This is a genomic window from Glutamicibacter ardleyensis, from assembly GCF_014644555.1.
Classification (GTDB): domain Bacteria; phylum Actinomycetota; class Actinomycetes; order Actinomycetales; family Micrococcaceae; genus Glutamicibacter; species Glutamicibacter bergerei.
In genome coordinates this window covers 86231-113079 of record NZ_BMKX01000010.1, presented here as the reverse complement: position 1 = coordinate 113079, position 26849 = coordinate 86231, and the positions used below count along the sequence as shown (strand labels likewise).

Here is a 26849-nt window from a genome sequence, read left to right as displayed (position 1 = left end):
TATGTGGTGGACGATTGTGCCATTGATGATTTAAAGCGCACGGTGCACCAAACGCTAGGTTTGTCGAAGCCGCAGTAGGCGGCGTTTATTCTCGACTTTTGATTACGGCAAAATGGCTGTTGTATCTACGTGGCGTTCGCGTGTCAACGAATATCCGTGTCGTCGCCATTTAGCGCGCCATACCTAAAATAACGTCTTGATGGTCAGTGGCCTCGGCATATGCCGAGGCCACTGCGTCATAAAAATGAGGTGGAGAGCAACTGCTCTTCCTACTTCAGGTAAGTACCCGAAACCCAACCCTTCTTCGACTTGAACTTCACCGGATACCAGCCGGACTTCTTTGAGCCGATGATTTCGACCTTCTTCCCCTTTGGAATGGTCAAAACGACCTGTTTCTTGGTGCTGTTTCCGGTACGCATATTCAAGTTCGCGGTGGTCGTTTTAGTCTTGACCTTTTTCTTCGGGGAGCTTTCGGTCTTAGGCTTCGACTTCTTTGGCGTCGAGGTATTGCTCAGGTAGGTGCCGGAGACCCATCCGGTCTTGGACTTGTACGTCACCTGCAGCCAACCGGACTTGGTTTTCCCGGTGGCCTTGACCGTCTTGCCCTTTGGAATGGTCAGAATGACGCGGTTGCTGGTGCCGGCCCCAGCGCGCATATTTAGGTTGGCAGTCGTTTTCTTTGACGAGCTGTTCGGCTTAGGGGAAGGCTTCTTGGTTTCTTTCTTTTTCGTTTCGGACTTAGGCATCGAAACATTGCTCAAATACGTTCCGGAGACCCATCCGGTCTTCGACTTATAGGTGACCTGGTACCAGCCGGACTTCTTGGATCCGGTCAACTTGACGCTCTTGCCCCGCGGGATGGTGAGAATGACCCGGTTGCCGGCGCCGGCGCCGGAGCGCATATTCAGATTCGCCGTGGTCTTAGCGGTGCCCTTCACGGTTTTAGGGCTGTTCTTCTTGGTCGAGGCCACCCCATGGAAGTGCTCGAAGGTTTTAGCGCCCGAATTCTTGTAGGACTTGGCTAGGGAAGTACCGACGTAGCGGAAATGCCATGGTTCGTAGGCGTAACCGGTGACCGATTCCTGGCCCTTTGGGTAGCGCAGGATGAACCCATACTTATGGGCATTTTTCTTCATCCACTTTCCCACGGGAGTGCCTTCGAAACAGGACTGCAGCGCACAGGCACCGTTGTAGTTTCCTACGTCGGCGGCGAGTCCGGTCTGATGCTCGCTGGTTCCAGGCTTGGCCGAGATGCGTTCGGCATACTTCTTGCCGTACATCCTGGAGTATTGGTTAAACAGTTGTGCCTGACGGTTGTATGACCGGTAGCCACTGATTAGTTTGACCCGGACACCGGACTTCTTGGCTGCCTTCACCATTTTGTTGTAGGCCCCAGCGGCTTCCGGGCGAAGGCGAATGCCGGTGCCGCTGACCGTGCTGGTCTTGGGTGTGTATCTCGCCGGCTTCAGCGGGTAGCTTTTGTTGACGAATACATCAAGGTGGCTCGGGTTGCGGTCCAGTTTCCGTGCGGCCGCGACGGATATCGAGTTTGCGCTCGCCGGTGCTATCGACGAAGCGGTGGCCATCGAGGTTACTGAATGCACCGTTGCTGATTGCCCGGCAGCTATGGCCGGGCTCGGAAGGGTTCCTAAGGAAAGTGCGGCTCCGAGCGCCATGGCAGTGAAAATCTTTGGGCCAAAGTATTTGGGCATCTGAAGTTACTCCGTTGTCCAAGTGATGATGCTCCATTCGACCACTCTTTGGGCTCGTGAGACAAGGGAAATCTTGACTCGTTTTGAAACGTTCTTCAGACGATTAGTGGGAGCTGTTCGCGGAAAAGTTTATAAATTCACTGGTAGGACTCGGTTTTCTGATGCTCGTACTTGAGTCGGGGCGCAAAGTCCAACAAAGAAACGAGTCTTCATCTGAGCTTCAATTTTGGTAAGTTACCAACATGCAGATCAGGCAAGAAGTCTTCGACGACAGAGCAGGAATTTATGCTGTGACGCATGCGGCCTTCAGCAAAGACGATCACCTGGTTGAGCCAAGCGAAGTCGGATTGGTTCAGCAACTCTTCGAATGCGACGGCTATTCGCCGGCGTTTTCACTAGTAGCCACGAACGGTAACACCGTCATCGCCCACGTGATTGCCACCTGGGGAACAGTAGATGGCAAGCACAAGCTGCTGGGTCTAGGTCCGTTGACGGTGGCACCCGAGTATCAGGGCAAGGGAGCCGGTACTGCGCTGATGCAGGCCATTTCCGACCGCGCCGAGAGTGAGCATGTGTCGGGCATCGTACTGCTCGGGGCGACGGGTTATTATCAGCGTTTTGGCTACGAGCCGGCCGTTAGCCGCGGCATCATTCCCTCGGATCCTGTCTGGGGCGATCACTTCATGGTTCGGGTCTTTGACGAACGGTCGCTTCCTACCGGCCACTATCGCTACGCGGCTCCATTCGGCTGCTGAAGTGCGCGCGGTGATCAGTCGAAGATCGATAACCAAGACAGCGCAAAACCTAGCACGCCGGCACCCAGCAGGAACTTAGCGAGCACGGAAAAGATCTCCAAAGATTCCTGTGGATCGTGGCGCACCAGCCGGCTGTGGGTTTTGCTGTCCACGAGGACCGTTTGCCAGCCGCATTCCATGGAGCGGCGTTCAGTGTAAGTCAGCTGCCGTTCATGCATCCCGTCCGGTGCCATCCAACGGATGGATGTCTGATTTCCTTCGGTGAAAACGAAGGCATCAAGGTATTCGGTACCGGCCTTCAATTTCTTTTGTCGTTGCGCTAGGAGCAGGCAGAGCAGGCCAAGTCCGAGCCCGATCCACGCAAGAATTTCACCGATGACGGAGATCGTGTCCACAATATTCACTGGTGTTACCTTCATGCTGGCATCGATGGGTGACGCCGCTGCGGTAAGGCTGACAACTTCGCTATTTGGAATCTAGCAAGCTAGGCGGCGGATCTTGTTCATCGCCATCCAAGAAGCAAAAGTTTATTAGGTGAATAATCTGATTGATGGCGGCAAGAAAGAATCCAAGGTCTTGTTGCAGTGCCATGAGTAGGGCTCCTGCGGATAGCCGCTGTGCTCCGGATGAATCCGGTGAACGGTACGCGGCACGGAATCTGGGAACTGAAGGGAAAGACCCGGCTCAACGTCGTTGACGGCTACTGGAGGCACGCGGTAGATATTGCATTATGGAAACTCCCCAGCCATCCGAACCGCTGTCCTTCACAGTTAGTGGACACATTTCGAAAACCTGTCATGAAGTGTATGGAGCCGTCGCAGACCCAGACCAGCTCTCCTTCTACTTCACCACCGGAGGGGCCAAAGGGCGTTTAGAAGTAGGGGCCGAAGTGACCTGGGACTTTCACGATTTTCCCGATCGTTTCCCGGTGCAGGTAATCCAAAACATCCAGGATAAGAAGATCGTCTTAAAATGGGCAGGGGAGTGGGTGGCAGCGGATGACGGAATGAATACCGTCACCTTCGAATTCCATCCCGTAGCTGAGGCAACACGCACCAAGGTGAAGACCACCGAAGCAGGGTGGCTTTCCACGCCGCAGGGGCTGACTGGCGCCTTCGGTAACTGCGAGGGGTGGACCGGGACGCTAGCTGCCATGAAGATCTGGCTGGAGCACGGAATCAACCTGCGTGAAGGTTTCTACAAATAACTCTTGCTACTCCATCAACGGACGAATTTCCACGCTGCCGTAGGACAGGTGGGGCATGCGCCGGGCGATTTCCTGTGCCTGTTGTTCCCCGGCCACCTTGATAGCATGCACCGCAAAGATGATTTCGGCATCGGTGTCCAGCTTATTGGTTGAATCGAGCGAGCAAACTATCCCGCGGTCCTGGACGGCGAAAGACGAGATGAGGATATCATCGGCTTTCAGCGCCGTATCCAGCGATTCCCACTGGAGCATTTCTGCGTGGAATTCTTCGCTTGGTGGTTGCGGTCCGGTGCCCGGGAGGTAGCGGTGGATCAGTAGGTGGGTTGCATTGTTCACGAGGACTCCTTCGCGTCGTGGTCTGGTTGCCACCGACGTTACCTGATCCTGATTGTTGTCCAACACCAAAGGGCTACCAATTCTGAATGAACTGATAGCCCCTTGAAGCGTGGCGTCTATTCCACCGCGTTGTGTAGCTTCGTGCTCAAACGCTGCAGTTCAATGAATTCTTCTTCGCTCATCGCCTCACCTAACAACAGGTGCAACTGCTTGACGTGGGCACGGCCGATTTCCTGCTGCATGGACAAACCAGCTTCGGTGAGCTTCAGCCGGCTGGCGCGCTGATCGGTGGGGTCGGTGCAGCGGCTGACCAGCCCGCGCTCTTCGAGTCGGGTGATCATCCGGCTCAAGCTCGGCTGGGAGATCAGCAGGTGCTTATTCAGGTCAACTAGCCGGGTTTCATTTTCCGGAGCATGGCGCAGGTTGAACAGTACGTCGTACTCGCGCAGTGAGAGCTTCGCGAATTCAGGCATGGTGGTAATCTGCCTCATCACCGCGACCTGTGCTCGAAAGAGCGCCTCCCACGCATCTGTGGTGACCTTCAGCGTTGCTTGGGTGTTACTGGTCCCGGTCACTGACTTCTGGCTCCTTAGCGACGTTGGCTTGCTCAACTACCAGTTTAGCGTTGCGGGCAGCCACGCGTCCGGCGTGAGTTGGTGCCTGCGCGATATCAGGAGCTGCACGGGAGGCCATTTCCTTCTTCAGCTCCGGTAGTACGTACTCGCCGAACATATCCAGTTGGTTCAGCACGGTCTTGAGTGGAAGACCTGCGTGGTCAATCAGGAAGAGCTGGCGCTGGTAGTCGCCGAAGTACTCCTGGAAGCTCAAGGTCTTTTCCAGTACCTGCTGTGGGGAGCCCACAGTCAGCGGAGTCTGTGCGGTGAAGTCTTCCATTGATGGGCCATTGCCGTAGACCGGGGCGTTGTCGAAGTAGGGGCGGAATTCCTTGACTGCCTGCTGGGAATCCTTGGCCATGTAGAACTGGCCACCTAAGCCAACCACGGCCTGGTGTGCTTTTCCGTGGCCGTAGTGTTCGTAACGCTCACGGTAGAGGTCGATGAGCTGCTTGTAGTGTTCCTTTGGCCAGAAGATGTTGTTGGCAAAGAATCCGTCGCCGTAATACGCGGCGATCTCTGCAACCTGTGGGGTGCGGATGGAGCCGTGCCAGACGAATGGTGCCACATCATCTAGTGGACGTGGGGTAGAGGTGAAGTTCTGCAGCGGGGTGCGGAACTTTCCTTCCCAGTTGACTACGTCTTCATCCCAGAGGCGGCGCAGTAGGTTGTAGTTCTCTACCGTCAGGTTCACCGAGTCCTGCATGTTCTTACCGAACCATGGGTAGACCGGTCCGGTGTTGCCGCGTCCCAGAACCAGATCAACACGGCCTCCGGAAAGGTTCTGCAGCATCGCGAAGTCTTCAGCGATCTTCACTGGGTCGTTGGTGGTGATCAACGTGGTCGCGGTGGAAAGGATAATGCGTTCGGTCTGCGCGGCAATGTAGGCCAGTGTAGTGGTGGGGGAGGATGAGAAGAATGGGCGGTTGTGGTGCTCGCCGATAGCGAAGACATCCATGCCGATTTCTTCGACCTTTTTAGCGATAGCTACCGAGGCGTCGATACGCTCTTTTTCGGTAGGGATCTTACCGGTGGTTGGATCGCGGGTAATGTCGCTGACTGAAAAGACTCCGAATTGCATGCCCACTCCTTGGTGTTGAGGTACATTTTGCGCTTACCTCTAATTTATATGCGTATGCATGTAATAACAAGTTGACGTGTCAAATATTCCCGAGAAAAAGGTATGGCGTCGAACACGGTACGTCTTTGGCATGAAAACCTGGCAGATATGGCTGCAGCACGTGTGGACGCCGGTCATATGCATGAGGTGTGGACTAAATGTCACTATCAACGGCTATGGTTGTTTTCATTCACAACTGTCGATTTATGGGTGGTATTTGGCGTGGCGAACGAAAACGAAAACGAAATTGTAGTTGAAGATCAGGATCTCATTGAAGCCAGTGTTGAAGTAAAAGAATTTGATTCGGTAATTGAAGATGAAAATCCCGAAGAGGGCTTGAAGGATCTGACCGACGAGCAGAATCGGGAAGCCGAACAGTTCGCCACCATGTTCATGAAAAAGATCTTGCGCCTTCGTGGCGTCAGGATTGATCGTAAGCAATTCCTCAAAGCCGAGCTGCATAAACGGGGGTTCTCGCCTGAGCAAATTGCGGGCGCGATTGAGGGGACGCCGGCGGGATCTGGGGTATCAATTAGCGTTCTAGACGACATCGCGCGAAGCGCCATTGACTTTGAAACGCGAAAATCCACATCCTTGTCATTCTTTGCCGGATTGCCGGGCGGGTTTGCGATGATAGGCACTATTCCGGCCGACATTACGCAGTTCTATGTTCACGCATTCCGTGTCATGCAGAAACTTGCGTACGTCTATGGCTGGCAGTCCTTCCTCGAAGATGCCGAAGATATTGATGACGAAACGCTGGGATTGCTGGCGACGTTCCTAGGAGTGATGATGAAGGTCGGAGGCGCAAGCGCGTCGCTAAACACCTTCGCTGCCAGGGTGGCTGCACCTGCCATCGAACGCAATATTGCCCGTGTCGCGCTTACTAAGACGCTTTGGTACACCCCAATGAAAAAGACCCTGCGGATCATTGGCATAAATATCACGAAGCAGAGCTTTGCCAAATCTGTCAGCAAGGTTGTCCCTGTGGTTGGCGGAGTGATCTCCGGCGGCATGACTTTTGTCGTATTGGGTTCCCAGTCACAACGGCTCCAGAAGCACCTGAGAATGCTGCCGCCACCGAATGTAGATGCCGCAGCTTATCTTCGTGCCTTGGCAGAACTTGATGTGGAAAAAGAAGCTAAAAAATCCCGCGTCTCGATTGCCCTTGATAATGCAGGGTCTTCTGCAAGGGATGCCGCCTCGGGAACGGTCGATTTCTTTCGTGCCGTGGATCTTGACGGCGACGGGATCCCGGACGAAGCGCGAGCGAAAACCAGCGTAAAGAAAGCGATGTCGTCGGTGAAGAATGCCGTTTCCCGCAGTGCTGGAAAGACCAATGGGGGAGAAGAAGTGGATGCGGCAAATTCCGCTTCCGCACCAGAAAGTAAGCTGCGTGGTTTCGCAGAAAATACAACGGGAAAATTCAAGTCTAAGTTCGCCTCCAAGCGTTCAAGTAGGGAAACTGCGAAAGACGTTGGAATAGAAGTTCGCGACGAAAAAGATGCTTCAGAATCTGGGTTGGATAGCGACACGTTTTAAGCCTTGGGAGAGTTTTGCCCATACGTGTCTATAGCTTCATCGCAGAATTGCACGCGGTTCAGCCGAAGACGTTTCGAATTATCGCGTAAACGAGTCAGGCGGACGCAGTATTTCAGGAGCTCACAATTCCAGCCCTGTAGGCAATCAATGCTGCGTCCACCCGGTTACGCGCTCCGAGCTTGAGCAAGACAGCGGTCATATGCCCCTTGACCGTCGCCTCGCTGAGCACGAGCTGGATAGCAATCTCTGCGTTGGTGAGGCTCGCACCAACGAGGGCGAGGACTTGCTGCTCGCGAGGGGTCAGCTCTTGTACCAGCTCTTTGGCCTGGGAGTGCGAAGCGGTATTGATCCCGCGCACCTTCTCGATGACCCGCCGGGCTATGCGTGGGGAAAGAGCTGCGGCGCCCTCGGCCACCGCATGGACCCCACCCAGCAGCTCGTCGGGTCCGGAGCTTTTGAGCATGAACCCTGCGGCGCCGCCGGTCATCGCGCGGTCAATGTACTCTTCCTCGCCGAAGGTGGTCAGGATCAGCACCTTGGCTTCAGGATTCCCCTGCAATATGCCTTCCATGGCGCCGAGTCCATCAAGTTGCGGCATGCGGATATCCATGAGGATCACCGCTGGGTTCAATCGCTTAGCCAACGCAATGGCGCGCACTCCGTTTTCTGCCTCGCCGATGATGGAAATCTGCTGGTCGCTGGCCAGGATTGCGCGCAGCCCGGCGCGGATCAACGCATCGTCGTCGACCAGCAAGATGCTGATAGGTGAAGCCATTGTCATCAGTGGTTCCTCGGTTCAGCGTCTTGGATACAGGTGATCGGCGGAAACCAGCGAGTCGCCGGTAAAGCAGAGCCAGAACATTTCACTGCCCAGATCCAGCAGCCCGGTACGTGCGGCGTAGTAGCGGCATTGAGACTCGGCCGGCGGTGCTGGGATATCGAGTACGGGCAGCGGATCATCCAGTCCTTTGGCATGGACAATCTGGTTTACCTCAGCGCGGGTCATGCCGATTGATAGGTCGTGGAAATCCGTGGGGTGCAGAGCCGTTGACCGGTACGTGGCATCTTGAAGCAGCAAGAGACCGCCGGCTATGACCACCACGGCGAGGACCGGCAATAAGATGATGGCTAGCCGGCTTCGACGTTTCACCGGTAACTGCTGGGCCGGTACTGAGTCACCCTGCTTCGGCTGCGCCATCAGAGCGACGAGCTCGAAGTGTTTTCCGGATTGGTTAATGCGCAGCGAGCTACCGTGCGCTTCAAGTGCTGTCCGCAGCGAGGCGAGCCCGGTGGCGCCTGTTCGGGCTGTTGGCACCTGGCCCGTCAATGGATTGGAAATACGAAGTATCGTCGGGTCGCTTCGGCTGTCCAGAACCATGTCCACTGACGCGTGAGGTGCGTACTTCGCCGCATTGGTCAGTGCTTCCTGGGCTACCTGATGAAGCAGGCTTCCGTACCCTGCAGTTAGCGGTGAACCTAGTTGGGTGAACTTGATGTCCATGCCCTTAGATCTCGTCTGCTCCACGAGTTGCTCAAGAGCCATGGCTGCAGGTTCCAAGGGTGCGCGCTCGCCAGCGTCATGGAGAACACCGATGATCTGATGCAGATGATCTATTGCCTCGTCAGCCTGGCTGCGGATCTTGGATGCCTGCTCATGGACCGCAGTTCCCTTGTCCAAAGAAATCTGCAGGCCACCGGCCTGCAAGGCGAGCAACGCGAGGTCATGGCCCAACTGGTCATGCATGGCCTCGGCGATGCGCGCTCGCTCCCGCAGCGCCGCCTGCACCACCACATGCTGGCGTTCCTGGGCGCGAAAGATAAATGATGTGCGCCTGCCCCTGCCGATCCACCAAGGCAAAAGCGCAAAGAGCACCACCCCAGTCAGGATATTCAAGGCGAAGGTCAAAAGGCTCACCGGCGCGGAGAGGATCAGCGTGACCGTAGCGGTCACGAGGCCCGCCCCGAAAGCCAGCAAGCCATGGGCCAATGAAGCTACATGCCGTCCTGCCAGATAGCTGCAGATCGCCGCGACCGGAGCTAGCAGGATCCATGCTCCATTAGTAGAAATCGGAACCAGATATGCGCAGAGCGCCAAGGCGACCAGGAGTGCCGGCTGCTTCCACGAGGTAGTCATGTACAACATGCTACTCAGCGTTGTACCGGGCGGACACCGACCAAGGTAGGGGATAGCCGGCTCATTAGTGCCGACGAACGGCCGGTGTGCAGGGACAAGTTAATTCCTAGGGTTAGCAGCAGAACCTAAGGAGCACACCATGATCACCCTCGAAGCACTGACTAAGGATTTCGGCAGCACCCGCGCAGTGAATGAACTGAGCGTAGATATCACAGCAGGAAAGGTCACCGGATTCCTCGGACCCAACGGGGCAGGAAAATCCACCACCATGCGCATGATCCTCGGCCTTGACTCACCCACAGCTGGGAAGTCGCTGGTCAACGGAGTTCCCTACGCAAAGCTGCGTTATCCCTTGCACACCGTAGGCGCGCACATCTCCGGGACCGCCGGTCATCCCGGTCATACTCCGCGTACCTTCCTCAAAGCCTTAGCGCAGAGCAACCGGATCCCAGTTCGCCGGGCGGAGCAGGCGCTCGCCGAAGTTGGGCTGCAGTCCGTGGCCACCAAACGCATTGGAGGATTCTCTCTGGGCATGCGGCAACGCCTGGGGATCGCCGCCGCCTTGCTGGGGGACCCGCAGATACTCATCCTGGACGAACCGATGAACGGACTGGATGCCGAAGCCATCTTGTGGATCAGGCAGCTAATGCGCACCCGCGCGGATGCAGGCGGAACCATCTTCGTCTCCAGCCACCTGATGAGCGAGGTCCAGCAGGTTGCTGACCATTTGATTCTCATCGGCCGCGGAGAACTCATCACCGAAGCGCCCACCCAAGAGTTGATCCAGGAATTCACCCAACAGCTCATCACCGTGCGTACCCCGCGAGCGAGTGCTCTCGCCGGACTTCTGCTGCAGCAAGGAGCCAAAGTCAACAACGCCGGGGAAGGCCATCTGGAGGTCATCGGCATGCCCCTTGAGCGCATCGGTGCGCTGGCCTTTGCCGGAGGAATCGAACTGCATGAACTGAGCATTATTCATGGCTCGCTGGAAAACGCATATAAACAATTGACGCATGACACGGTGGACTACTCCGCCGAACTAACTGGTGGAGTGAAGACAAAATGAGCACGTTGATGATCAATGAATCCAAAAGTGTAAACTTTGCCGGTTCGTTGCTGGCGGCAGCTCGAGCCGAAACCACCAAATTTTTCGGATTGCGTACCTTGGTGGGGCTTTATGCTTCGGGCCTCCTGGTCACCATCGCGCTGGGATGGCTGCTGCTGGGCGCCAGTGCAAAAGCCAGCGGCGACAACGGCTTCGACACCGCCATGCCAGCCCCGCTGCTGGTGTTCGCCACGCTGCAATTCGGGCAGCTGTTCTTTGCGGCGGCGGCAGCCCTGCACATTACCAACGAGTACTCCAGCGGGAGCATCTGCACCACCTTGCAGTCGGTGCCGCGCCGCGGAACCACGCTCGGCGCCAAGGCGGTACTGCTCGCGGTGCTCGGCTTTCTTGCCGGGGTGGGCCTGATCCTTGTGGGGACGATCCCCACCGCGCTGAGCGCCGAGCAATATGGAGAATTTGGATTCTCGGACTTAATCTCCGCTTCACTTGGTGCGGGCATTTACCTTGGCTTGCTGAGCTTGATGGTGCTGGGTCTCGGCCTGCTGTGCCGAAACTCCGCCGGAGCGATCGTCTCGGCCATCGCGCTAGTTGTAGGTCTGCCTCAGATCTTGCAAATAATCCCGATCCACTGGGTCCAGACGTTGATCCAGTACCTGCCCACCAATGCTGCAACACTCATGGCTACCGGCGCCAGCGAACCCTATGGGCCCGAGGTGGCGTTGTTGGTGCTCATCGCCTGGAGCGTCGCACTGCTCGGTGCGGGGTGGATTTCCCTGAGATTGCGTGATGCGTAAAACAGGGGCAAAACGACAGCGGGCTCAATGGCGAGCAGACGCGGTTCAGTTGTCCGCAACCAATTTTTGAATCCTCGGCGTTGTTCGGGGCCTGAACAAGAACCTAACTGTCCTAGAAGGCCTCTTTGCCGGTGAAATCCTCAAATTCAGAGGCGAAGTTATTAACAAAAATATCACTTCCGTAGTCAAATGATTGGCCATCGCTGAAGCGAGCATGTGTCATCTGCGCTTAGTCCTTTCGATGTGCTTGCCGCGTGTGGGTAACGTAAGGGGCATGAGCACCACCAATCTCGAAACTATGGCCAGCGAACGGTTTCGTTCCCCGCTTGCTATTATTCATTTGGTATTGCTGATTAGCGCCTTGTCCCTAGGGCTATTTTCGATGCACGTTTTGCACCACCCCGGCGCAAATTCCGCCATGGTGCCTGCTGCACAAAATACCTTGGCTACAGAGCTGCCTATGCACCATTCGTCGATTGAGGTCATCGGACATGGCGCGGTGCAAGGGTGTGCTGACTGCCCAACCGGCCATGAAGTGGCTGCTGCAGGATGCATCTTAGCGTTGCTGGCCTTCTTGCTTTTCCTGAGGCCACCACGAATTCTGCAGACCGCGAAACCAAAGAACTCAAAAAGCAGTCCAGCTTTGAAACTGGCTCGCGGGATTTTGCGAAATAAGCCGAATCTCACCGCTTTGGGTATCTGTAGAACGTGAGCACCCTGTGGGCGTCCATAGCCCGCTGTGCCAAGACTTAGGCGTCATCTGATATTGGCGCCATACACGTTCTCAAACACCCTCGGAGATCCAATAATGAAACGACAGACCTTATTTTCCAGCGCCCTGGCATTGAGTTCCATACTTTTGCTGGCAAGCTGCGCCGCCGATCTGCAAGAGGCGCCGGCGCAAAGTCCCTCGGCCTCCACCTCGCACTCGGGCCACTCCATGTCGCAGTCAGTCGCCGCAAACGATGCAGACATGGCCTTTGCCTCAGGCATGAAAATGCACCATGAACAGGCGATCGAAATGTCCGATATTCTCCTGGAAAAGAAGAGCATCCCCGAAGATATCGAGGCCTTGGCCACACGGATCAAGACTGCGCAATCGCCGGAGATTGAACGCATGGTCCGCTGGCTTGCCGAATGGGGCATGTCCGATTCAATGGACCACTCAAGCATGGAACATGGCGACGGCATGATCCCGGAAGATGAAATCAAAGCACTCAAGGAGGCTTCCGGAAAGGAAGCCGCAAAGTTATTCCTTGAACAGATGATCACCCACCACGAAGGTGCCGTGGATATGGCTGAAACTGAGATCAACGAAGGAAGCTACCCGGCGGCCATCGATTTAGCGCAGGACATCGTCAAATCCCAGAATGACGAAATTCACGAGATGAAGCAGCTGCTGGCAGCGCTGTAATCGAACTACGAATCAGGAAGGAACGAGGCAAAACATGTCCAGAGAACTTGCGATGAATCGCGGCATTGGCAGACGAGTGGCTAAAACAGCGGCCGTAGCGGTCGTTGCTCTTGCTGCACTAACCGCCTGCAGCAGTGCGCCCGAGCCGGACTCCCAGGCTGGGCAGATGGCGGTTGACGCCGAGCATACCGGAGATTTCCTCGCCGAGTTGGGCCTTGAAGGACTCGACGCCAAGCAGGCGATAGACAAGCTTGATAGGTTGCCCACGGAGCAACGGCCTACTGAATTCACCGCCCAAGTGCAGCCATCCCAGCTGGTGCTGACCCATCAGTCGGGCCGAACCGCTGGACTGCCGATGCCCGAGGATCAGTACTATCTTTCAGCAGCGCCGTATGTGAACCAGACGCACAGCTGCCATTTCCACAGCCTCACTACATGCTTGGGGGAGCTGTATGGCGAGGAAGTCGAAGTGAAGGCCAGCAACGCGGAAACAGGTGAGGTGCTGGTGAACAAGTCCATGGAAACCTTCGACAATGGATTCATTGGACTCTGGGTTCCACGCGGAATCACCGTGGATCTGGAATTTGCCTACGAGGGTAAAACCGCGAAGAGCACCGTATCTACCGCAGGGACCACGAATGCCACCTGCTTGACGCAGCTGCAACTGGTATAGCCCCAGCGGTTCGCAAGGCTCCGGTATTCGGGGCTGCCGTCAGCGATGACTGGTGGCCTCGAATACTGGATCTCTTTGCGCAGCCGCCAACTCACACTGCGCGAGCCGATGCTGCGTGAGCACCGGAATGCGTTACGGCCAGAGGTTGCCGATAAGCTACAAGAATGGAAAACCAGCAGGCACCGCTGCCCAATGAAGACGAGCCGGAAGCCACCACCTCCTTATGGGTGAATTATGCACGCAACGGTGCGCTGATCGCAGTTTTTCTGCTGATGATCTGGTTGGCGTTCAACGTCCATCTGCCAACCATTGAAGAGATCAGAAATACGGCGGATGCCACCACCTGGACTACTCGGCTGTTGTTCATCGGAGCTTATGCCTTGGTGGCATTAACCCCGATTCCGGTGACTATTATGGCCACCGCCGGAGGGTTGCTCTTTGGAGTCTTCGAAGGCACCATCTACTCCCTCATCGGGGTCATGCTCGGCAGCTGGGGAGCCTATTGGATTGCCCGGGCGCTCGGCCGGCAGACGGTACGCCGGTTTCTGGGGAGGCATGCTGCCACGGTTGAGCGGAAGTTGGAGTCCCGTGGACTGCTGGCAGTGTTCATGCTGCGGCTAATGCCAGGCATTCCCTATTGGCCGGTGAACTACGGCAGTGGAGCCTTCGGGATCACGCAACGCGAGTATCTAGTGGCCAGCACGCTGGCGGTGATCCCCGGGCAGTTGTCCTTGGTCGCCATCGGGGCATTCATTGCCGTGCCCTCATTCTTCCATGGGGCGGTCATCATTGTTGCCTGGATCGCCGTAGCGATCCTGACCATCTGGGCTTACCTCCGGTGGCGCCGCCAAGGGAAAGCTGCGACCCTGGAAGCACCGACTACTTAGTCCCTGAGCTGCCCGGATATTGCACGCTGACATAAGCACTTAACGAAGTTCGCACCGCAATCCGGTGGCACGATGCCACCGGATTGCGGTGCGAACTTTTCTTTTTGCGCTAAGTGCTGGCTAGGCTCTCGTTGGCGATTGCTTATCGCGGCGCAGGTGCGCGCGATCGCGCCACGCGGCCGTTGACCATAATGCCAACGCAATCAATACCGGTTGGAAAAAGAGCCTGGTGAAGCGTTTAGCATCCGTATCCAGTCCAAATCCATCGCGGCCTTCTTGCCACTGGATCAGGTTTCCGGGGAAGACCGCGAGGAAAAAGACTGCAACGATCCAGCCCACATGGACCCGCTTTTTGAGCAGTGCCAGTACCGAGAGCCCTAACCCGATCTCCGCCACGCCGGAGAGCACTACGGTCAGATCCGGATCCAGCGGGACGAAGTGGGGAACTTGCGCCTGAAACTCCTCGCGGGCAAAGGTGAGATGGCCAATTCCGGCAAAGGTCAGAAATGAGCCCAGAATAATGCGCGCGCCATGGCGGGCAAATCCCAGCGGCTTGGCTTCAGGTATGGAACCTGGCGCGGGTCTCTTAGTCATCGCTGACGGTGACGGCAACATCGATATTGCCGCGGGTTGCGTTGGAGTACGGGCAAACCTGATGGGCCGCATCTGCCAGCTCTTGAGCCTGTGCGTGATCCATTTCGGGTATGACTACTTCAAGCTCGACGGAGAGTTTAAATCCACTGTCACCGTCGCGGTGCAAGTGGACTCGTCCGCCGACACTTGAGTCCTCGATCTTGATCTTGCGGCTGCGGGCCACCGAATGAAGTGCCGAATGGAAACATGCGGCATAGCCCGCGGCGAAGAGCTGCTCCGGGTTGGTCCCGGTTCCCGAGCCGCCCAATTCACTTGGGGGAGTCAGGTTCAAATCGAGCTTGCCATCAGCGGTCTTCACGCGTCCTTCACGTCCGTGGCCGGTGGAGAGTGACTCTGCAGTGTACAAAGATTCCATGATGTTGCCTTTCGGTGTGGTTAAGGATTGTGTGCTCTTTCCTCGGCCTAGGTGCCGGGGGAAGAAATCTTTTGCATTGATTCTGTGACCCGGTGCAGTGAATCGATCAGGGCCTGCGCCGCCTTGAGATCCGGGAGTCCGGTACCGCAGGCGATCTGTGCCGGAATGTGCGCCAGGTCTTGGCGCAGCGCGTTGCCGCTGGAAGTCAGGCTGACATTGACGATACGGCTGTCTTGCCCGTCGCGTTCCCGGACAATAAATTCTTTGTCTTCCATGCGACGCAGCAGCGGTGACAACGTACCTGAATCAAGCTGCAGCATTTCGCCTAGTTCGCGGACCGGCTTTGTGCCTTCGGTCCACAAAATGACCAGTACGAGGTACTGGGTATACGTCAGTTTCCATGGTGCCAGCAGCTCCGTATATGCCCGGGTAGTTGCCCGGCTCGCGGAGTACAGAGCGAAACAGACCATCTCATCGACTATTGCCATGGAATAAGAATTGCACACAATTCGATTGTGCGCAACGTAAATTGAGAATTAATGGCTCTCCCCAATACCGCAAGTCGAGGTGCAGCATTAAAACAACGGATCGGGGAGCGCTCAGGGCTGACGCGTGCGCCAAAAGCAAACGGGTCTGCAACCACTAAAAAGTGGTTGCAGACCCGTTTGCTTCACCAGCCGAAGTGACTACTCCTTGGGCTTTTCGTTAGCCTTGTTCATCATTTCCTCGAACTCGCGGCGTTCCTTACGGGTGACCGGAATCTGCCCGGTGAGGGGATTAACTACCTGCTCGGAAGGATTCACAGGTTTGGCCGGTTGCTTTGAAGCTGGCTTTGCGTCCTTAGCAGGTTTTTCAGTGACTTTTTCAGCAGTGCGCTTGGAAGACTTCTTTACCGGCGCCGGAGCGGGTTTTGCCTCCGGAGCGGAGGAGATCTTGGCACTAGCGCCATCCATGGCAAACGCAAGGTCCTGAGCTGTGGTGTGCTGCTCAGTCGAGTGCTTACGCGCCGCACGGTTCAACATGCGCTTTTCCTTGCGCGACTCCACCAGCCGGTAGAGCACCGGAACCAGAATCAGTGTCAGCAAGGTCGAGGACACCAGGCCACCAATGACCACCACAGCCAATGGCTGGGAGATGAACCCGGATTGGCCGGTGAGGCCCAGTCCCATAGGAACCAGCGCGAAGATGGTCGCCAAGGCGGTCATCAAAATTGGGCGCAGACGTTGCCGGGCACCTTGCATAATCGCCTGGTCCAGTGGCATTGCAGGGCGCTCGAGCGTATCTCTGCGGTATTGGTTGATCAGGTCAATGAGCACAATTGCGTTAGTCACCACAATGCCCACCAACATCAACATACCGATCAGTGATGGCAGACCCAGTGGGATGCCCGAAATCAGCAGCAGGCCAATGGCGCCAGTGGCGGCGAATGGAATGGATACCAGCAGAACCAGTGGCTGAATCAAGGACTTAAAGGTTGCCACCATGATCACGTAAACAATCGCGATGGCAGCTAGCAGTGCGAGGTAGAGCTGGTTGAAGGAGTCAGCCTGCTCGGTGGCCGCGCCACCAAGCTCGACACTGGCGCCCTCAGGAAGCTGCACGGAATCCAGACGTTCTGTGACATCCTTGGAAACCGCACCGAGCATATTCTCTGCTGGGGTCAACGTGACGGTAGCAATGCGTTCACCATTGGAGGTGGTGACCTGCTGGACGACTTCGGTGCGATCCACCTTGGCAAGATCTTGCAGTTGAACAATTCCGGTAGCAGTAGGGATCTGTAGCTCGCGCAGCTTGGTCAGACCGTTCAGATCCATGCCTTCACCAATCTGCACGGTCATATCCGTGTAGTCCAGGCGCAGGGTGCCGGCCGGGACGGTCGAGACCTGAGAAGCGACCATTCCGGCGAGCTGAGTTTCTGTCAACCCTGCTTCTGCGGCCTTTTCTGCATTGATATCAATGGAGACTTGTTCACGTTTAGCCGAGAGATTGTCGCTAATCCCGGTGACGTGCTCGGTGCCGGTTAGCGCCTCACGCATCTTGTCGGTGGCCTCACGCAGGATCTCTTCATCCGGTGCCTTCACCTCGACGGTGACATCGCTGGACATCATGGCCGAGGAGTTGGAACCGAAGCTGAGCGTCAAGTCCTTGGAAAGATCCAGCGACTCAACCTGAGTGCGTACCGTGTTGGTCAATTCTTCCTGATCAACATCAGGGTTTGTGATCACGGTGAAGCTTGCCGTATCGGCGCCGGAAGCAAACATGGCAGCCATGCCGCTGGCGCTGCCAACGGTCATCTGAACATCTTCGATTCCGTCGATGTCCTGAAGCTTCGCTTCAACCTTGTCCGCTTCCTTCAATGTGGTGCCCAGCGCGGTACCCGAAGGCATTTTTGCGGTGACCGAGATCGAGTTCTCGCCAGTGGAGCCCAGCAAGTTGGTGTTCAGCAGTGGAGTCATCGCCACGGTGCCGGCAAGGATCACTACCGATGCCAGCAAGGTGATCACCGGGTGCTTCTGGGTGCCGTTGAGTACCGGCACATAAAGTCGCTGCAACCAAGATTTATCTTCGGCCACGTGTACGGTGCGGGTTACCCCTGTGCCCGGGCGGTGCGGTAAGAACCAGTAAGCGAGCACCGGAACAATGGTCAACGAGACCAACAGCGAGGCAAGCAGCGCAATAGTCATGGTCATGGCGAAGGGACTGAATAGCTCACCGGCCATGCCGCCGACCATCGCGATAGGTAAGAACACCGCCACCGTGGTCAGTGTCGCGGCGGTAATTGCGCCTGCCACTTCCTTGACCGCAAGCAAGATGGATTGGGCCTTAGATTCTCCGTGGGAAAGGTGTCGTTTGATGTTCTCGATTACCACAATCGAGTCATCCACCACGCGGCCAATGGAGATGGTCAGTGCACCTAGGGTGAGCATGTTCAAGGTGTAGCCGAACACGTTCATCCCAATGAAGGTGGCCAGCAGGGACAGCGGGATGGAGATCGCGGTGACCAGGGTGGAGCGTACCGAGAAGAGGAAAACTAGGATGATGATCACTGCGAAGCCAAGACCTAGTGCGCCTTCCAGCGCAAGGTGGCTGATGGAGTCTTCGATAAATGGTGCCTGATCAAAGATGGTGGTCATCTTCGCCTTGTTTCCAAGCTCAGATTCCAGATCAGCAATCATCGCGTTGACTGCATGGGAGATCCCTACGGTGTCACCGGCTGGGGTTTTGGTGACCTGGATAGACAGGGTCTCTTCACCATTGGTGCGGGTGACGCTGGTGGCTTTATCGGCTTCGACAGAAACCTTGGCAACATCCTTGAGCAGTACCGGACCGTTGTCGGTGACCAGTGGGATGTTCTTGATGGCGTCTAAGCTATCGGGGGTAGAGCCGGCAATGACCGGCAGTTCCAGACCATCAACGTTCATATTGCCGATAGGCATAGGTGAACCGGCATTCTCGATGCCGTCTTTCAAATCAGCCACGGTCAATCCGGACTGACTCATCTTTCCATCATCGGGAATCACCGCAATGTGCTGGGAAGCGCCACCGGAAACCGAAGCCTCACGTACCCCATCAATTTTCTGCAGCTTAGGCAGCGCAATGCGTTCAACATCATCGTTCAGCGCTTCCAATGACTGATCCGAGGAGACAGCAAGCATCAATACCGGTAGGTCGGCAATGGAGCCGGCTAGCGCGGTAGGCTCAACATTCTCCGGAAGCTGGGATTTGACGTTGGAGATGGCACGCTCAACCTGAGCACGCGCGCGGTCCATGTCGGTACCGTACTCGAAGGTCAGCGCGATACGGGTGAAACCGGCCTGCGAGGTAGCGGTAGAAGATTCAAGTCCTTCGACTGCTTGCAGTGCGGTCTCTAGTGGAGCTGCAACCTGCTCGTCCACTACATCGGGGCTGGCGCCCATCTGGGTGGCCATCACCGAGATCTGCGGGAATTCCATGGAAGGAATGAGTTCTTGCTTCAAAGATCCCATAGAGATCACGCCAAAAACGGCGGCAAAAACCGTGATGAGCGCAATGAGCGCCCGGTTCTTTAATGACAAGGTGGCCAAGCGCTGCATGCGGGTGTAGTCCTAGCGGTGTCGCGAAGTGAGGGGTTTAAAACAACTTTAGTTGGTTGTTAGCGCGCAACGGTCTCTAAGAGATGTAAACCACCCAATATCATCCAAAGGGTTGACGATGACTGTTCAAAAAGTTCTCGTAGTCGCGGTTGTTCCTGAGCACATGAAGTGACACCAAAGAGAGGACTGGGGTCATTTTGTCGGTGCTTGATCCTATGCTCAGGGCTACTTGGTCACGAATAATATTCCACCGGCCAAGGACACTCGTTGAATGTTCTAGGGGGCATCATGTCAATTCTTTTCAACCCACCGCCTGCATGGCGTGCTTACCTGCCGGAGGATTTTGTACCGGCCGCTGATTGGATTCCGGAACGTGCGTGGGGCGCGCCACCAGTTGGTTGGCCTATGTGGGTCGAATCCACGACTGGTGCGGCATCCGAACCTCCAATTGAATATCAAGCTAATCCCTACCTGTATATGTCGGTGATGCCCGCCTGGGATGCACCAGAAACCTCTCAGCGGATTGCACCGGATATGGCGTCCAGGCACAAGCCAAAGAAGCGACCACTGAGTCGTGGAAAGAAAATTGGTCTTGGCGTGGTTGCTGGTGTCCTCGTTATTGGTGTCATCGGGGCACTGGGCGGAGCAGGTGATGAGCAACCCGCGCCGGTTGCTGCAAGTCCAAGTCCAAGTGCGGTGGAGGCCAACGCCACCCTGGAATCGACAGTAGAACCGACTACTATTTCATCGGCAAGCGCCGAAGCGGAAGCCAGCGCAAAAAAGGCTGCCGCAGAGCAAGAACAGAAGGATGCCGCCGAAGCTAGTGCCAAGGCGGAAGCAGAGGAAAAGGATAAGGCCGAGGCTGAAAAGAAAGCCAAAGTTGAAGCCGAAAAGAAAGCCAAGGCCGAGGCTAGCGCTCAAGCAGAAGCCGAAGCGAAGGCTGAAAAAGAGGCTGGAACACTGAGCCAACAAAATGCCCTAAGCAAGGCCAGTGACTATTTGGACTACACCGCATTTTCTAAGACTGGGCTCATCAAACAGTTGGAATATGAAGGATACTCAAACAGCGATGCCACATGGGCTGTTGCGCGAGTGAGCGTCGACTGGAATGAGCAGGCAGCGTTGAAGGCAGCCGACTATTTGGATTACACCTCATTCTCCAAATCTGGTCTCACCGACTAGCTCATCTTCGAGGGCTACACCAAGAAGCAAGCTGCCTATGGGGTGAGTACTACGGGCCTATAAAAGGGTGTCTGATCCACACAGCTATTAACGGACAAGACCCGTTCACCAAAAACGGTGAACGGGTCTTGTGCGTAGCTAAGAGACTAGATCAGTTCCAGAGTCTTATCGGTTGCTGCCTTAACCTCTGCGTACAGTGCAGGGTTTTCGTTCAGCTTCTGACCGTAGGAAGGAATCATTTCCGCCAGCTTCGACTCCCAGCCGGCGAACTGCTTCGGGAAGCAGCGCGAGAGCAGACCAACCATGATTGGGGTCGCGGTCGAGGCGCCAGGGGAGGCGCCGAGCAGACCGGAGATCGAACCATCCGAAGAGGTGATGACCTCGGTACCGAACTGAAGGACACCGCCCTTCTTGGCATCCTTCTTGATGACCTGTACGCGCTGACCGGCGGTGATCAGTTCCCACTTCGAGCCATCTGCCTCTGGGAAGTACTCGGCCAGAGCCTCATCCTTCTTAGCACGTGACTTGAGCACCTCCTTGATCAGGTAGGTGGTCAGTGACATGTTGTCCTTGCCAACTGCAAGCATCGGGATGATGTTGTGCGGACGCAACGAAAGTGGCAGGTCAAGCTGGGTGGTGGACTTCAGGAAGTTCATCGAGAAGCCAGCGTATGGGCCGAACATCAGCGAACGCTCGCCGTTGACGAAGCGGGTGTCCAAGTGTGGCACCGACATTGGTGGGGCACCGACCGAAGCCTGTCCGTACACCTTGGCGTGGTGCTGGTTGATGATGGTCTCATCGGTGCAGCGCAGGAACTGTCCGGAGACTGGGAAGCCGCCGAAGCCCTTGATCTCATCGATGCCAGAGTGCTGCAACAGTGACAGTGCGCCGCCGCCTGCACCAACAAAGACGAACTTAGCCTTGACGGTCTTGACCGCGCCGGTGGCGTTGTTCTTCACCGTGATAGCCCAGCCAGCACCGTCGCGCTTCAAACCCTTGACCTTGTGGCCGTAGTTCACCGAAGCACCATTGGAAGCCAACGAGTTGGTCAGATCCTTGGTGAGCCGGCCAAAGTCAACGTCGGTACCGGAGGTAACGCGGGAGGCAGCGACCTTCTGCGCGCCGTCGCGTCCCTTGGCAACCAGCGGTGCCCAATCGTTGATGGTGTCCAGGTCGGTGCTGATCTCCATATCGCCAAAGAGGGCGTTAGGCTTCAGCGCGTCGTAGCGTGCCTGAAGGTACTTGGAGTGGTCTTCACCAATAACAAATGACATATGCGGCAGTGCGTTGATGAACTTCGCGTCGGAGACGCGCTTGTTCTCAACTGCCCACGAGTAGAACTGGCGTGATACCTGGAACTGCTCGTTGATTCCAACCGCCTTCGCGGGGTCAACGGTGCCGTCGGCCTTGGCCGGGGCGTAGTTTAGTTCGCACAGTGCCGAGTGACCGGTACCTGCGTTGTTCCATGGTGAGGAGGATTCCTCGCCGGCCTTGTCCAGGTTTTCGAAAAGACCAATGGACCAGGTCGGTTCCAGCTGGTTGATCATGGTGCCAAGGGTGGCACTCATGATGCCGGCACCGATTAGTACTACGTCAAATGATTCGGTTGACGTTTCAGAAGGCACGAGGATCTCCATCGACAGTGGTACTTTGCTCTACTACAGCCTAGACCCAGTAGCGCACCGGTTAAAAATCGTTAACTGGACAGTGCAGGTGAGTTCGTCATCTGCACATCCAAATAGCTCTCATTGAGCATAGGTGAGGACGGGTAGTAAGTGACGTTGGAGTTGAAGGCCAACGCGGAGATGGGAAATACCAGCGGGACCAGCGGTAGATCCGTGTTCAGTGTCCTCAGAATGCCGGTCAAAGCCGCGGTACGTTCGTCCCCAGCGGGCAAGGAACGAGCCACCAAAGCCTGTGAGTCAAGCAACTTAGAGGTGTATCCGAACTCATGTTCTTTAGTGTCCAGAATTCCGGAAATAAAGTCATCCTCCAATCGGTAACCGCCGGAGAAACCTAAGAGGTGTAGTCCGGTGAAGTCCTTTGAACGAATCTTTTGCACATAACCATCGGTCCACGGAATCGGGCGCGGCTTGATTCGAATACCCACGGTGGCTAAGTCTTCGGCAAGTTGGGCGAAGGTGCGCTCGGGCAGCGGTAGATAGCTGCGTGAGACCCGCAGCGGGTAGGCAAACTCAATGAGCTCACCCTTGTAGCCAAGGCCGGCCAAGAGTGCCTTGGCCTTGTCGACGCTGTGCGTAATGGTGTCTTCAGGATCTGGAACGCCAAAGGTTGGTGGCAAGATGCTCTGCGCGGCCTTGGAGCCTTGCAGAAAAAGCTTGTCTGCCAGCGAGCCGCGGTCAATTGCATGTGCGATAGCCTTACGGAAGTCTGCCTTGGCCAACCAGGTGTTTCGTCGGTCCATTCCGAGATACAGCACGGAGAACGGGTCACGTTGCACTACCACCTTGGCATTACGTACCAAGGTGCGCATGATGTCTACCGAGACCGTGTCAAAGCCGTCAATTTCCTCGGCCATCAGCGCGCTTTCACGGTTGTACGGTGAGGAGATGGAGGAGACCTCCACCAGCTGCGGGTGGTTGGGATTATTTCCCAGCTTTGCCTTGTCCCAGTAGCCGGCGAAGAGTTCCAACTTCACAATGCCATCAGCATTGGAGACAAACTTGTACGGGCCGGTACCGATCGGCGCGGTGAGCAGGGATTCGCCTGGATTGGCTTTAGGTCCACCGGTCAGGGAGTTCGGAGCGGCGATGGCCATGCCAGGGAGGGTAAACGCTTCGATGAGCCCTACGCGGCGTCGGCGCAGCTTCAGCGTAACGGTGTAATTGTCGGTGGCTTCGACGCCAGCAAAGTAGCTGGCGCTGCCTCCGGAAGATTTGCCAATGAATAAGTCACCGGCAAAAACAGTCTTAAGTTTTTCAAGTTCTGCCAAGCGCAGAGTCTCCGCGGTGCGCTGTTCCTCGCTCAGCTCTTCGCCCTTTTCCACCGTCAGTTTCAGCTCGGCCTCGGTGGGCAGCTTCGGGAGATTTTCTTCGTGATGGAATACGTGGCCGAAACCTTCGGATGCATGTTCCGCCAAGGGTTTGGGCAGCTTGACCCAGCGGTTGAAGTTGGCCACGACCGCTTTGGCGTTGAAGGCGCTGCCGTCATGGAAGGTGACACCGCGGCGCAGGGTGAAGGTGTAACGCAGTCCGTCTTCACTCTCGGTCCAGGCTTCGGCGAGCCCGGCAATGGGGCTGCCAGTATTTGGATCAATGGAAATCAGCGTTTCATAGACCTGGCGGGTGATCCGGAAAGACTCGCTGTCATTGGCTAAGGCTGGATCCAGGTAAACCGGGGGAGCGGAAGAGGCTAGACGTAGCGTGCGCGGGGTAGCCTGCTTACTGGGGGAGGCGCTCACCGAAGCCTGGGCTTGTCCGTCCTTGGAAGTGCAGGAAGCTAGTGCCAACGTTGTCGCAGCGAGTGATCCGGTGAGCATCATGCGTCGCGTCACGAGATGGTGTTGCTTCGAAGGCACAGTGAAGACTCGACTTCCTGGTAAATGGTCGCGGTACCGAACCAAAAGAAATCAGCAGATTTCTCGGTGGTGAACGGTTGGGTATTTATCAAAGATAGCGCACACGACTTGCGGCACCCCGAGTATCTGACGGGATGCCGCAAAGTAGCATCAAATTGTTAGCTAAAAAGCCTTAGCGGGTGATCTGGTGCACAGCGTTTTCGCCGAGTTCGCCCGCGGACCATGCTTTGAGCTGTCCTTTGAGCAGCTTGACCATACGAGGGAAGAATGCCGCGGTATTTCCGCCGTTGTGCGGCAAGATCAATGCGTTGGGGCACTTCCACAACGGGTGATCAGCCGGCAATGGCTCAGGATCAAAAACATCTGAGGCAACCGAGAGCCGGCCAGAGGCTACCTCGGCTACTAATGCGTCGGTATCAACTACCGGCCCGCGAGCCACATTGACGATTAGCGCACCATCAGGAAGTTTGGCGAGCAGTGATGCATCCACCAGATGGTGGGTGGAATCGTTGAGCGGCACGATCAGTATTAGTACCTCAATCTCCGAGGCACGCTGGGCTAGCTGATCAATGTCCAACACTTCGCCGTGTTCATCGGTACGGGCTCGGGAACCAAAGCGCATTAGGTTGATCTCAAAGGGTGCTAGACGTTTGTGGATTTCCTCGCCTATGCCGCCCACGCCCACTAGACCTACGGTGCGGTCCGCCAGTCCGCGCCACTGCATGGGATTCCATTTGCCCTCGGCCTGATCGCGTACTGCTTGTGGGAACCCGCGCAACGAGGCGATGGCCAACCCCACGGCCATCTCGGCGGTAGCTGCCGCATGGACTCCTGCAGCGGTGGTGATGTTGGCACGGTCGCCGACCAGATCAACTAGTCCGTCAAAGCCCGTGGTCTGGGTTTGTACATGGGTGACGTTCGGTGCCTGACCGATGTTGCGCAGGCTGTGCGGGGAGGCCATGTACGGAAAGATCGTAATATCAATCTGTGCTAAGTCTGTAACTGGTTCATTAACCAAGTCCCAAATGACCGGCGTGAGGTTCTCCGGTAGCGGGCCGACAGCGTCGAGGAGTTCTTGGGTTGGGAAGGAAACCGTGCGTTGGTTGCTCATGGGTTCACTGTACAAAGTTGTGAAGCTCTACGGAATAACCCCAAGTCATCTCCTGTAACGAAGGTCACCGGCAGGCAGATGCCTCTCGATTTGCACTCCGGCTGAAAGCTGGTAAAGTTTTATCTCGTTGCGAAAGCGCGAAGCACAAAAAGCTTCTAGAACATCGCAGCGGGCGCCTCTAGCTCAATTGGCAGAGCAACTGACTCTTAATCAGTAGGTTTCGGGTTCAAGTCCCGAGGGGCGCACAGTAGAAAAGGTCGGACTTCGGTTCGGCCTTTTTGCATTTCCGAGAGCTTTTGCCACGGTGCCCGCTTTCAAAGTATTTGCTGGTGATGTAAGTCCTAATGGTTATCTGTTTTGGCAAGTTTCTGTACACACTTTTTGGGACTTAGCTCGAAACGTGGGTTGCTCGGTACAGGCTTACCCTAAATTTCCAGCCGAACCCCATAGATTAGTTTGTGGAACATTTCTTGCTGATCCAAGACCGTATGATCGGACATGAGCCAGAATTTTTAAGGATTCGAGGGGGCTTCTGCCTTGGCAGATAACGAAGTAATTGAACAACACCGCCAGTCGGTCAGTGACCTATCGGCGCCGGGTGAAGCCTTGGCCAGAGATTCTGCGCACGTGACCGTGCGAAACCCCGACTGGTTCACCGAGGTGGAGCCGGGCCACTGGGTGGCCACCGATGTGCGAAAGCAACTACACGAACAACTAAAAAACGAATTCTTAGCTGCCGTGCCAGAAGTTCGCGCAGACCGGCGTGCCTTGGTTCTAGCGGGCCCTCCTGGAGCTGGCAAAAGCACGCTCCTTGGCCAGGTGCTTGAAGGGAACCTAGAGCACTATGTGGTCATTGATTCTGATGAATTCAAAGAGGCGCTGCTTCGCGAGGCGCAATCCGACGGCAGCTACGAATCATGGATCAAACCCCAGATTGTGAAAGATCTGGAAGCTCAAGGTGAAGAATTCTTCCCCCTGGACCTAGCCACCCTGGTTCATGAAGAATCTTCGATACTTGCCGAGCAGCTACGCAGCGACTGCATTGACTTGGGATACAACCTGGTTGTCGACAAGGTACTCGCTTCGCTCAAGCCGGCTCTAGAGTTGATCAGCGACCTAGACGCTGCACGCTATAGCGTGCAGATTATTGAGGCGCATGTTCCTTATGAAGTCTCTGAACAGCGCATCACCGAGCGCTGGGAAGAAATGCACGAGGCCTCATTGGCCGGTGAAGATGATTTAGGTGCCCGGTGGGTACCGTACGAATTCGCTCGAGAGGTATTCAATGGACCTGGCGATAAATCAAAGCCGGAAGCGGTAGCTGAACATTTGGCCAATGAATGTTCTGCTGTGCGTCGATATCGCGTGTATCGCACCACCGGTGAGGCGCTGAATGGTGCGGCAGGCTATGGGCAACTGCGAAGCGACTTCCGCCGTGCTGAACGCGGTGCACCTCTGGTTGAATTTGAGGTTGAAAGCAGGGTCTAACCCCTTTCGGGATTGCCTTCGGCGCTAAATGTGGTTCAAGCCACGCAGGTATTTTTGATTGATTTTTCGTGAAATCGCATCAAAAATGTCTTCATTTCACCGTTGACTAGTATTTATATGCCATCGGTGGGGGAGGGGGGCCGATTTTCCTTTTAGGGGTAGTTCTGCCTATGATTATCTACGTCGCAAAGACA

26 protein-coding genes and 1 tRNA gene are annotated in these 26849 nt (G+C 55.9%); 12 read left to right on the top strand and 15 right to left on the bottom strand.

What is annotated here, in order from left to right:
• Window positions 1-269: 269 nt before the first annotated feature.
• Window positions 270-1712: a D-alanyl-D-alanine carboxypeptidase family protein gene (locus IEX04_RS16200; RefSeq protein ID WP_188687178.1), complete on the bottom strand. Its 1443-nt coding sequence runs from the start codon at window positions 1710-1712 to the stop codon at window positions 270-272.
• 242 nt (window positions 1713-1954) lie between these two features.
• Between IEX04_RS16200 and IEX04_RS16195 the strand changes: the two genes are divergently transcribed.
• Window positions 1955-2467, top strand: a complete 513-nt coding sequence (locus IEX04_RS16195) for a GNAT family N-acetyltransferase (RefSeq protein WP_188687177.1) — start codon at window positions 1955-1957, stop codon at window positions 2465-2467.
• 14 nt (window positions 2468-2481) lie between these two features.
• On the opposite strand, the gene IEX04_RS16190 is transcribed toward IEX04_RS16195, so the two are convergent.
• Both IEX04_RS16190 and IEX04_RS19040 read right to left on the bottom strand, forming a co-directional pair.
• Window positions 2482-2886, bottom strand: a complete 405-nt coding sequence (locus IEX04_RS16190; protein ID WP_141392924.1) for a hypothetical protein — start codon at window positions 2884-2886, stop codon at window positions 2482-2484.
• 46 nt (window positions 2887-2932) lie between these two features.
• The gene (locus tag IEX04_RS19040; RefSeq protein ID WP_268236926.1) at window positions 2933-3058 is read right to left on the bottom strand and encodes a hypothetical protein; all 126 of its coding nucleotides are present in this window, start codon (window positions 3056-3058) and stop codon (window positions 2933-2935) included.
• 139 nt (window positions 3059-3197) lie between these two features.
• Between IEX04_RS19040 and IEX04_RS16185 the strand changes: the two genes are divergently transcribed.
• Window positions 3198-3674, top strand: coding sequence for an SRPBCC domain-containing protein (locus tag IEX04_RS16185; protein ID WP_188687176.1), 477 nt, complete (start codon window positions 3198-3200; stop codon window positions 3672-3674).
• Between the two features lie 6 nt (window positions 3675-3680).
• On the opposite strand, the gene IEX04_RS16180 is transcribed toward IEX04_RS16185, so the two are convergent.
• The 3 genes from IEX04_RS16180 to IEX04_RS16170 all read right to left on the bottom strand — a co-directional run bounded on the left by IEX04_RS16180 (window position 3681) and on the right by IEX04_RS16170 (window position 5705).
• Window positions 3681-4010 carry a YciI family protein gene (locus IEX04_RS16180; RefSeq protein ID WP_188687175.1) on the bottom strand — a complete coding sequence of 110 codons (330 nt, stop codon included), beginning with the start codon at window positions 4008-4010 and terminating at the stop codon, window positions 3681-3683.
• 116 nt (window positions 4011-4126) lie between these two features.
• On the bottom strand, window positions 4127-4585 hold the full coding sequence (locus IEX04_RS16175) for a MarR family winged helix-turn-helix transcriptional regulator (protein ID WP_188687174.1): 459 nt from the start codon (window positions 4583-4585) through the stop codon (window positions 4127-4129).
• Window positions 4569-5705, bottom strand: coding sequence for an LLM class flavin-dependent oxidoreductase (locus IEX04_RS16170; RefSeq protein ID WP_188687173.1), 1137 nt, complete (start codon window positions 5703-5705; stop codon window positions 4569-4571). Before IEX04_RS16170 ends, IEX04_RS16175 begins: the two co-directional genes overlap by 17 nt.
• A 102-nt stretch (window positions 5706-5807) precedes the next feature.
• Between IEX04_RS16170 and IEX04_RS16165 the strand changes: the two genes are divergently transcribed.
• Complete coding sequence (locus IEX04_RS16165) at window positions 5808-7286, top strand: hypothetical protein (protein WP_188687172.1); 1479 nt, start codon at window positions 5808-5810, stop codon at window positions 7284-7286.
• 112 nt (window positions 7287-7398) lie between these two features.
• Here the strand turns inward: IEX04_RS16165 and IEX04_RS16160 are convergent, their stop codons facing one another.
• Together IEX04_RS16160 and IEX04_RS16155 are read right to left on the bottom strand one after the other, a co-directional pair.
• Entirely contained in the window at window positions 7399-8067 is a 669-nt protein-coding gene (locus IEX04_RS16160; protein ID WP_188687171.1) for a response regulator, read from the bottom strand.
• A gap of 15 nt (window positions 8068-8082) precedes the next feature.
• The gene (locus IEX04_RS16155; RefSeq protein WP_188687170.1) at window positions 8083-9420 is read right to left on the bottom strand and encodes a sensor histidine kinase; all 1338 of its coding nucleotides are present in this window, start codon (window positions 9418-9420) and stop codon (window positions 8083-8085) included.
• A 139-nt stretch (window positions 9421-9559) separates the two neighbouring features.
• On the opposite strand from IEX04_RS16155, the gene IEX04_RS16150 reads away from it, so the two are divergent.
• The 6 genes from IEX04_RS16150 to IEX04_RS16125 all read left to right on the top strand — a co-directional run bounded on the left by IEX04_RS16150 (window position 9560) and on the right by IEX04_RS16125 (window position 14254).
• The gene (locus tag IEX04_RS16150) at window positions 9560-10486 is read left to right on the top strand and encodes an ATP-binding cassette domain-containing protein (RefSeq protein WP_188687169.1); all 927 of its coding nucleotides are present in this window, start codon (window positions 9560-9562) and stop codon (window positions 10484-10486) included.
• On the top strand, window positions 10483-11280 hold the full coding sequence (locus IEX04_RS16145) for an ABC transporter (protein WP_188687168.1): 798 nt from the start codon (window positions 10483-10485) through the stop codon (window positions 11278-11280). The genes IEX04_RS16150 and IEX04_RS16145 overlap by 4 nt, the downstream gene beginning before the upstream one ends.
• A gap of 274 nt (window positions 11281-11554) precedes the next feature.
• A complete protein-coding gene (locus IEX04_RS16140) occupies window positions 11555-11992 on the top strand; it encodes a hypothetical protein (protein ID WP_188687167.1) in 438 nt (145 codons plus the stop codon).
• Between the two features lie 96 nt (window positions 11993-12088).
• Window positions 12089-12694, top strand: a complete 606-nt coding sequence (locus IEX04_RS16135; protein WP_188687166.1) for a DUF305 domain-containing protein — start codon at window positions 12089-12091, stop codon at window positions 12692-12694.
• A 34-nt stretch (window positions 12695-12728) separates the two neighbouring features.
• Window positions 12729-13367 (top strand): CueP family metal-binding protein, encoded by a 639-nt coding sequence (locus IEX04_RS16130; RefSeq protein ID WP_229677204.1) that lies wholly within the window; start codon window positions 12729-12731, stop codon window positions 13365-13367.
• A gap of 164 nt (window positions 13368-13531) precedes the next feature.
• Window positions 13532-14254 carry a TVP38/TMEM64 family protein gene (locus IEX04_RS16125; protein WP_229677203.1) on the top strand — a complete coding sequence of 241 codons (723 nt, stop codon included), beginning with the start codon at window positions 13532-13534 and terminating at the stop codon, window positions 14252-14254.
• Between the two features lie 120 nt (window positions 14255-14374).
• Here the strand turns inward: IEX04_RS16125 and IEX04_RS16120 are convergent, their stop codons facing one another.
• The 4 genes from IEX04_RS16120 to IEX04_RS16105 all read right to left on the bottom strand — a co-directional run bounded on the left by IEX04_RS16120 (window position 14375) and on the right by IEX04_RS16105 (window position 19336).
• The gene (locus IEX04_RS16120) at window positions 14375-14848 is read right to left on the bottom strand and encodes a DoxX family protein (RefSeq protein WP_229677202.1); all 474 of its coding nucleotides are present in this window, start codon (window positions 14846-14848) and stop codon (window positions 14375-14377) included.
• Window positions 14841-15263 carry an organic hydroperoxide resistance protein gene (locus IEX04_RS16115; protein ID WP_188687165.1) on the bottom strand — a complete coding sequence of 141 codons (423 nt, stop codon included), beginning with the start codon at window positions 15261-15263 and terminating at the stop codon, window positions 14841-14843. The genes IEX04_RS16120 and IEX04_RS16115 overlap by 8 nt, the downstream gene beginning before the upstream one ends.
• Window positions 15264-15310: 47 nt before the next feature.
• Window positions 15311-15751 (bottom strand): MarR family winged helix-turn-helix transcriptional regulator, encoded by a 441-nt coding sequence (locus tag IEX04_RS16110; protein ID WP_229677201.1) that lies wholly within the window; start codon window positions 15749-15751, stop codon window positions 15311-15313.
• Window positions 15752-15949: 198 nt separating this feature from the next.
• Window positions 15950-19336, bottom strand: a complete 3387-nt coding sequence (locus tag IEX04_RS16105) for an efflux RND transporter permease subunit (RefSeq protein ID WP_188687164.1) — start codon at window positions 19334-19336, stop codon at window positions 15950-15952.
• Between the two features lie 288 nt (window positions 19337-19624).
• Between IEX04_RS16105 and IEX04_RS16100 the strand changes: the two genes are divergently transcribed.
• Window positions 19625-20518, top strand: coding sequence for an Ltp family lipoprotein (locus IEX04_RS16100; protein WP_229677200.1), 894 nt, complete (start codon window positions 19625-19627; stop codon window positions 20516-20518).
• Between the two features lie 146 nt (window positions 20519-20664).
• Here the strand turns inward: IEX04_RS16100 and IEX04_RS16095 are convergent, their stop codons facing one another.
• From IEX04_RS16095 to IEX04_RS16085, 3 genes are all read right to left on the bottom strand, one after another.
• On the bottom strand, window positions 20665-22155 hold the full coding sequence (locus IEX04_RS16095; protein WP_188687163.1) for a malate:quinone oxidoreductase: 1491 nt from the start codon (window positions 22153-22155) through the stop codon (window positions 20665-20667).
• A gap of 59 nt (window positions 22156-22214) precedes the next feature.
• Window positions 22215-24032, bottom strand: a complete 1818-nt coding sequence (locus IEX04_RS16090; protein WP_229677199.1) for an ABC transporter substrate-binding protein — start codon at window positions 24030-24032, stop codon at window positions 22215-22217.
• Window positions 24033-24228: 196 nt separating this feature from the next.
• Window positions 24229-25167: a 2-hydroxyacid dehydrogenase gene (locus IEX04_RS16085; protein WP_096256134.1), complete on the bottom strand. Its 939-nt coding sequence runs from the start codon at window positions 25165-25167 to the stop codon at window positions 24229-24231.
• A gap of 172 nt (window positions 25168-25339) precedes the next feature.
• Here IEX04_RS16085 and IEX04_RS16080 point away from each other — a divergent pair.
• Both IEX04_RS16080 and IEX04_RS16075 read left to right on the top strand, forming a co-directional pair.
• Window positions 25340-25412: transfer RNA gene (locus IEX04_RS16080), tRNA-Lys, on the top strand.
• Between the two features lie 292 nt (window positions 25413-25704).
• On the top strand, window positions 25705-26655 hold the full coding sequence (locus tag IEX04_RS16075) for a zeta toxin family protein (RefSeq protein WP_188687161.1): 951 nt from the start codon (window positions 25705-25707) through the stop codon (window positions 26653-26655).
• Window positions 26656-26849: the final 194 nt, after the last annotated feature.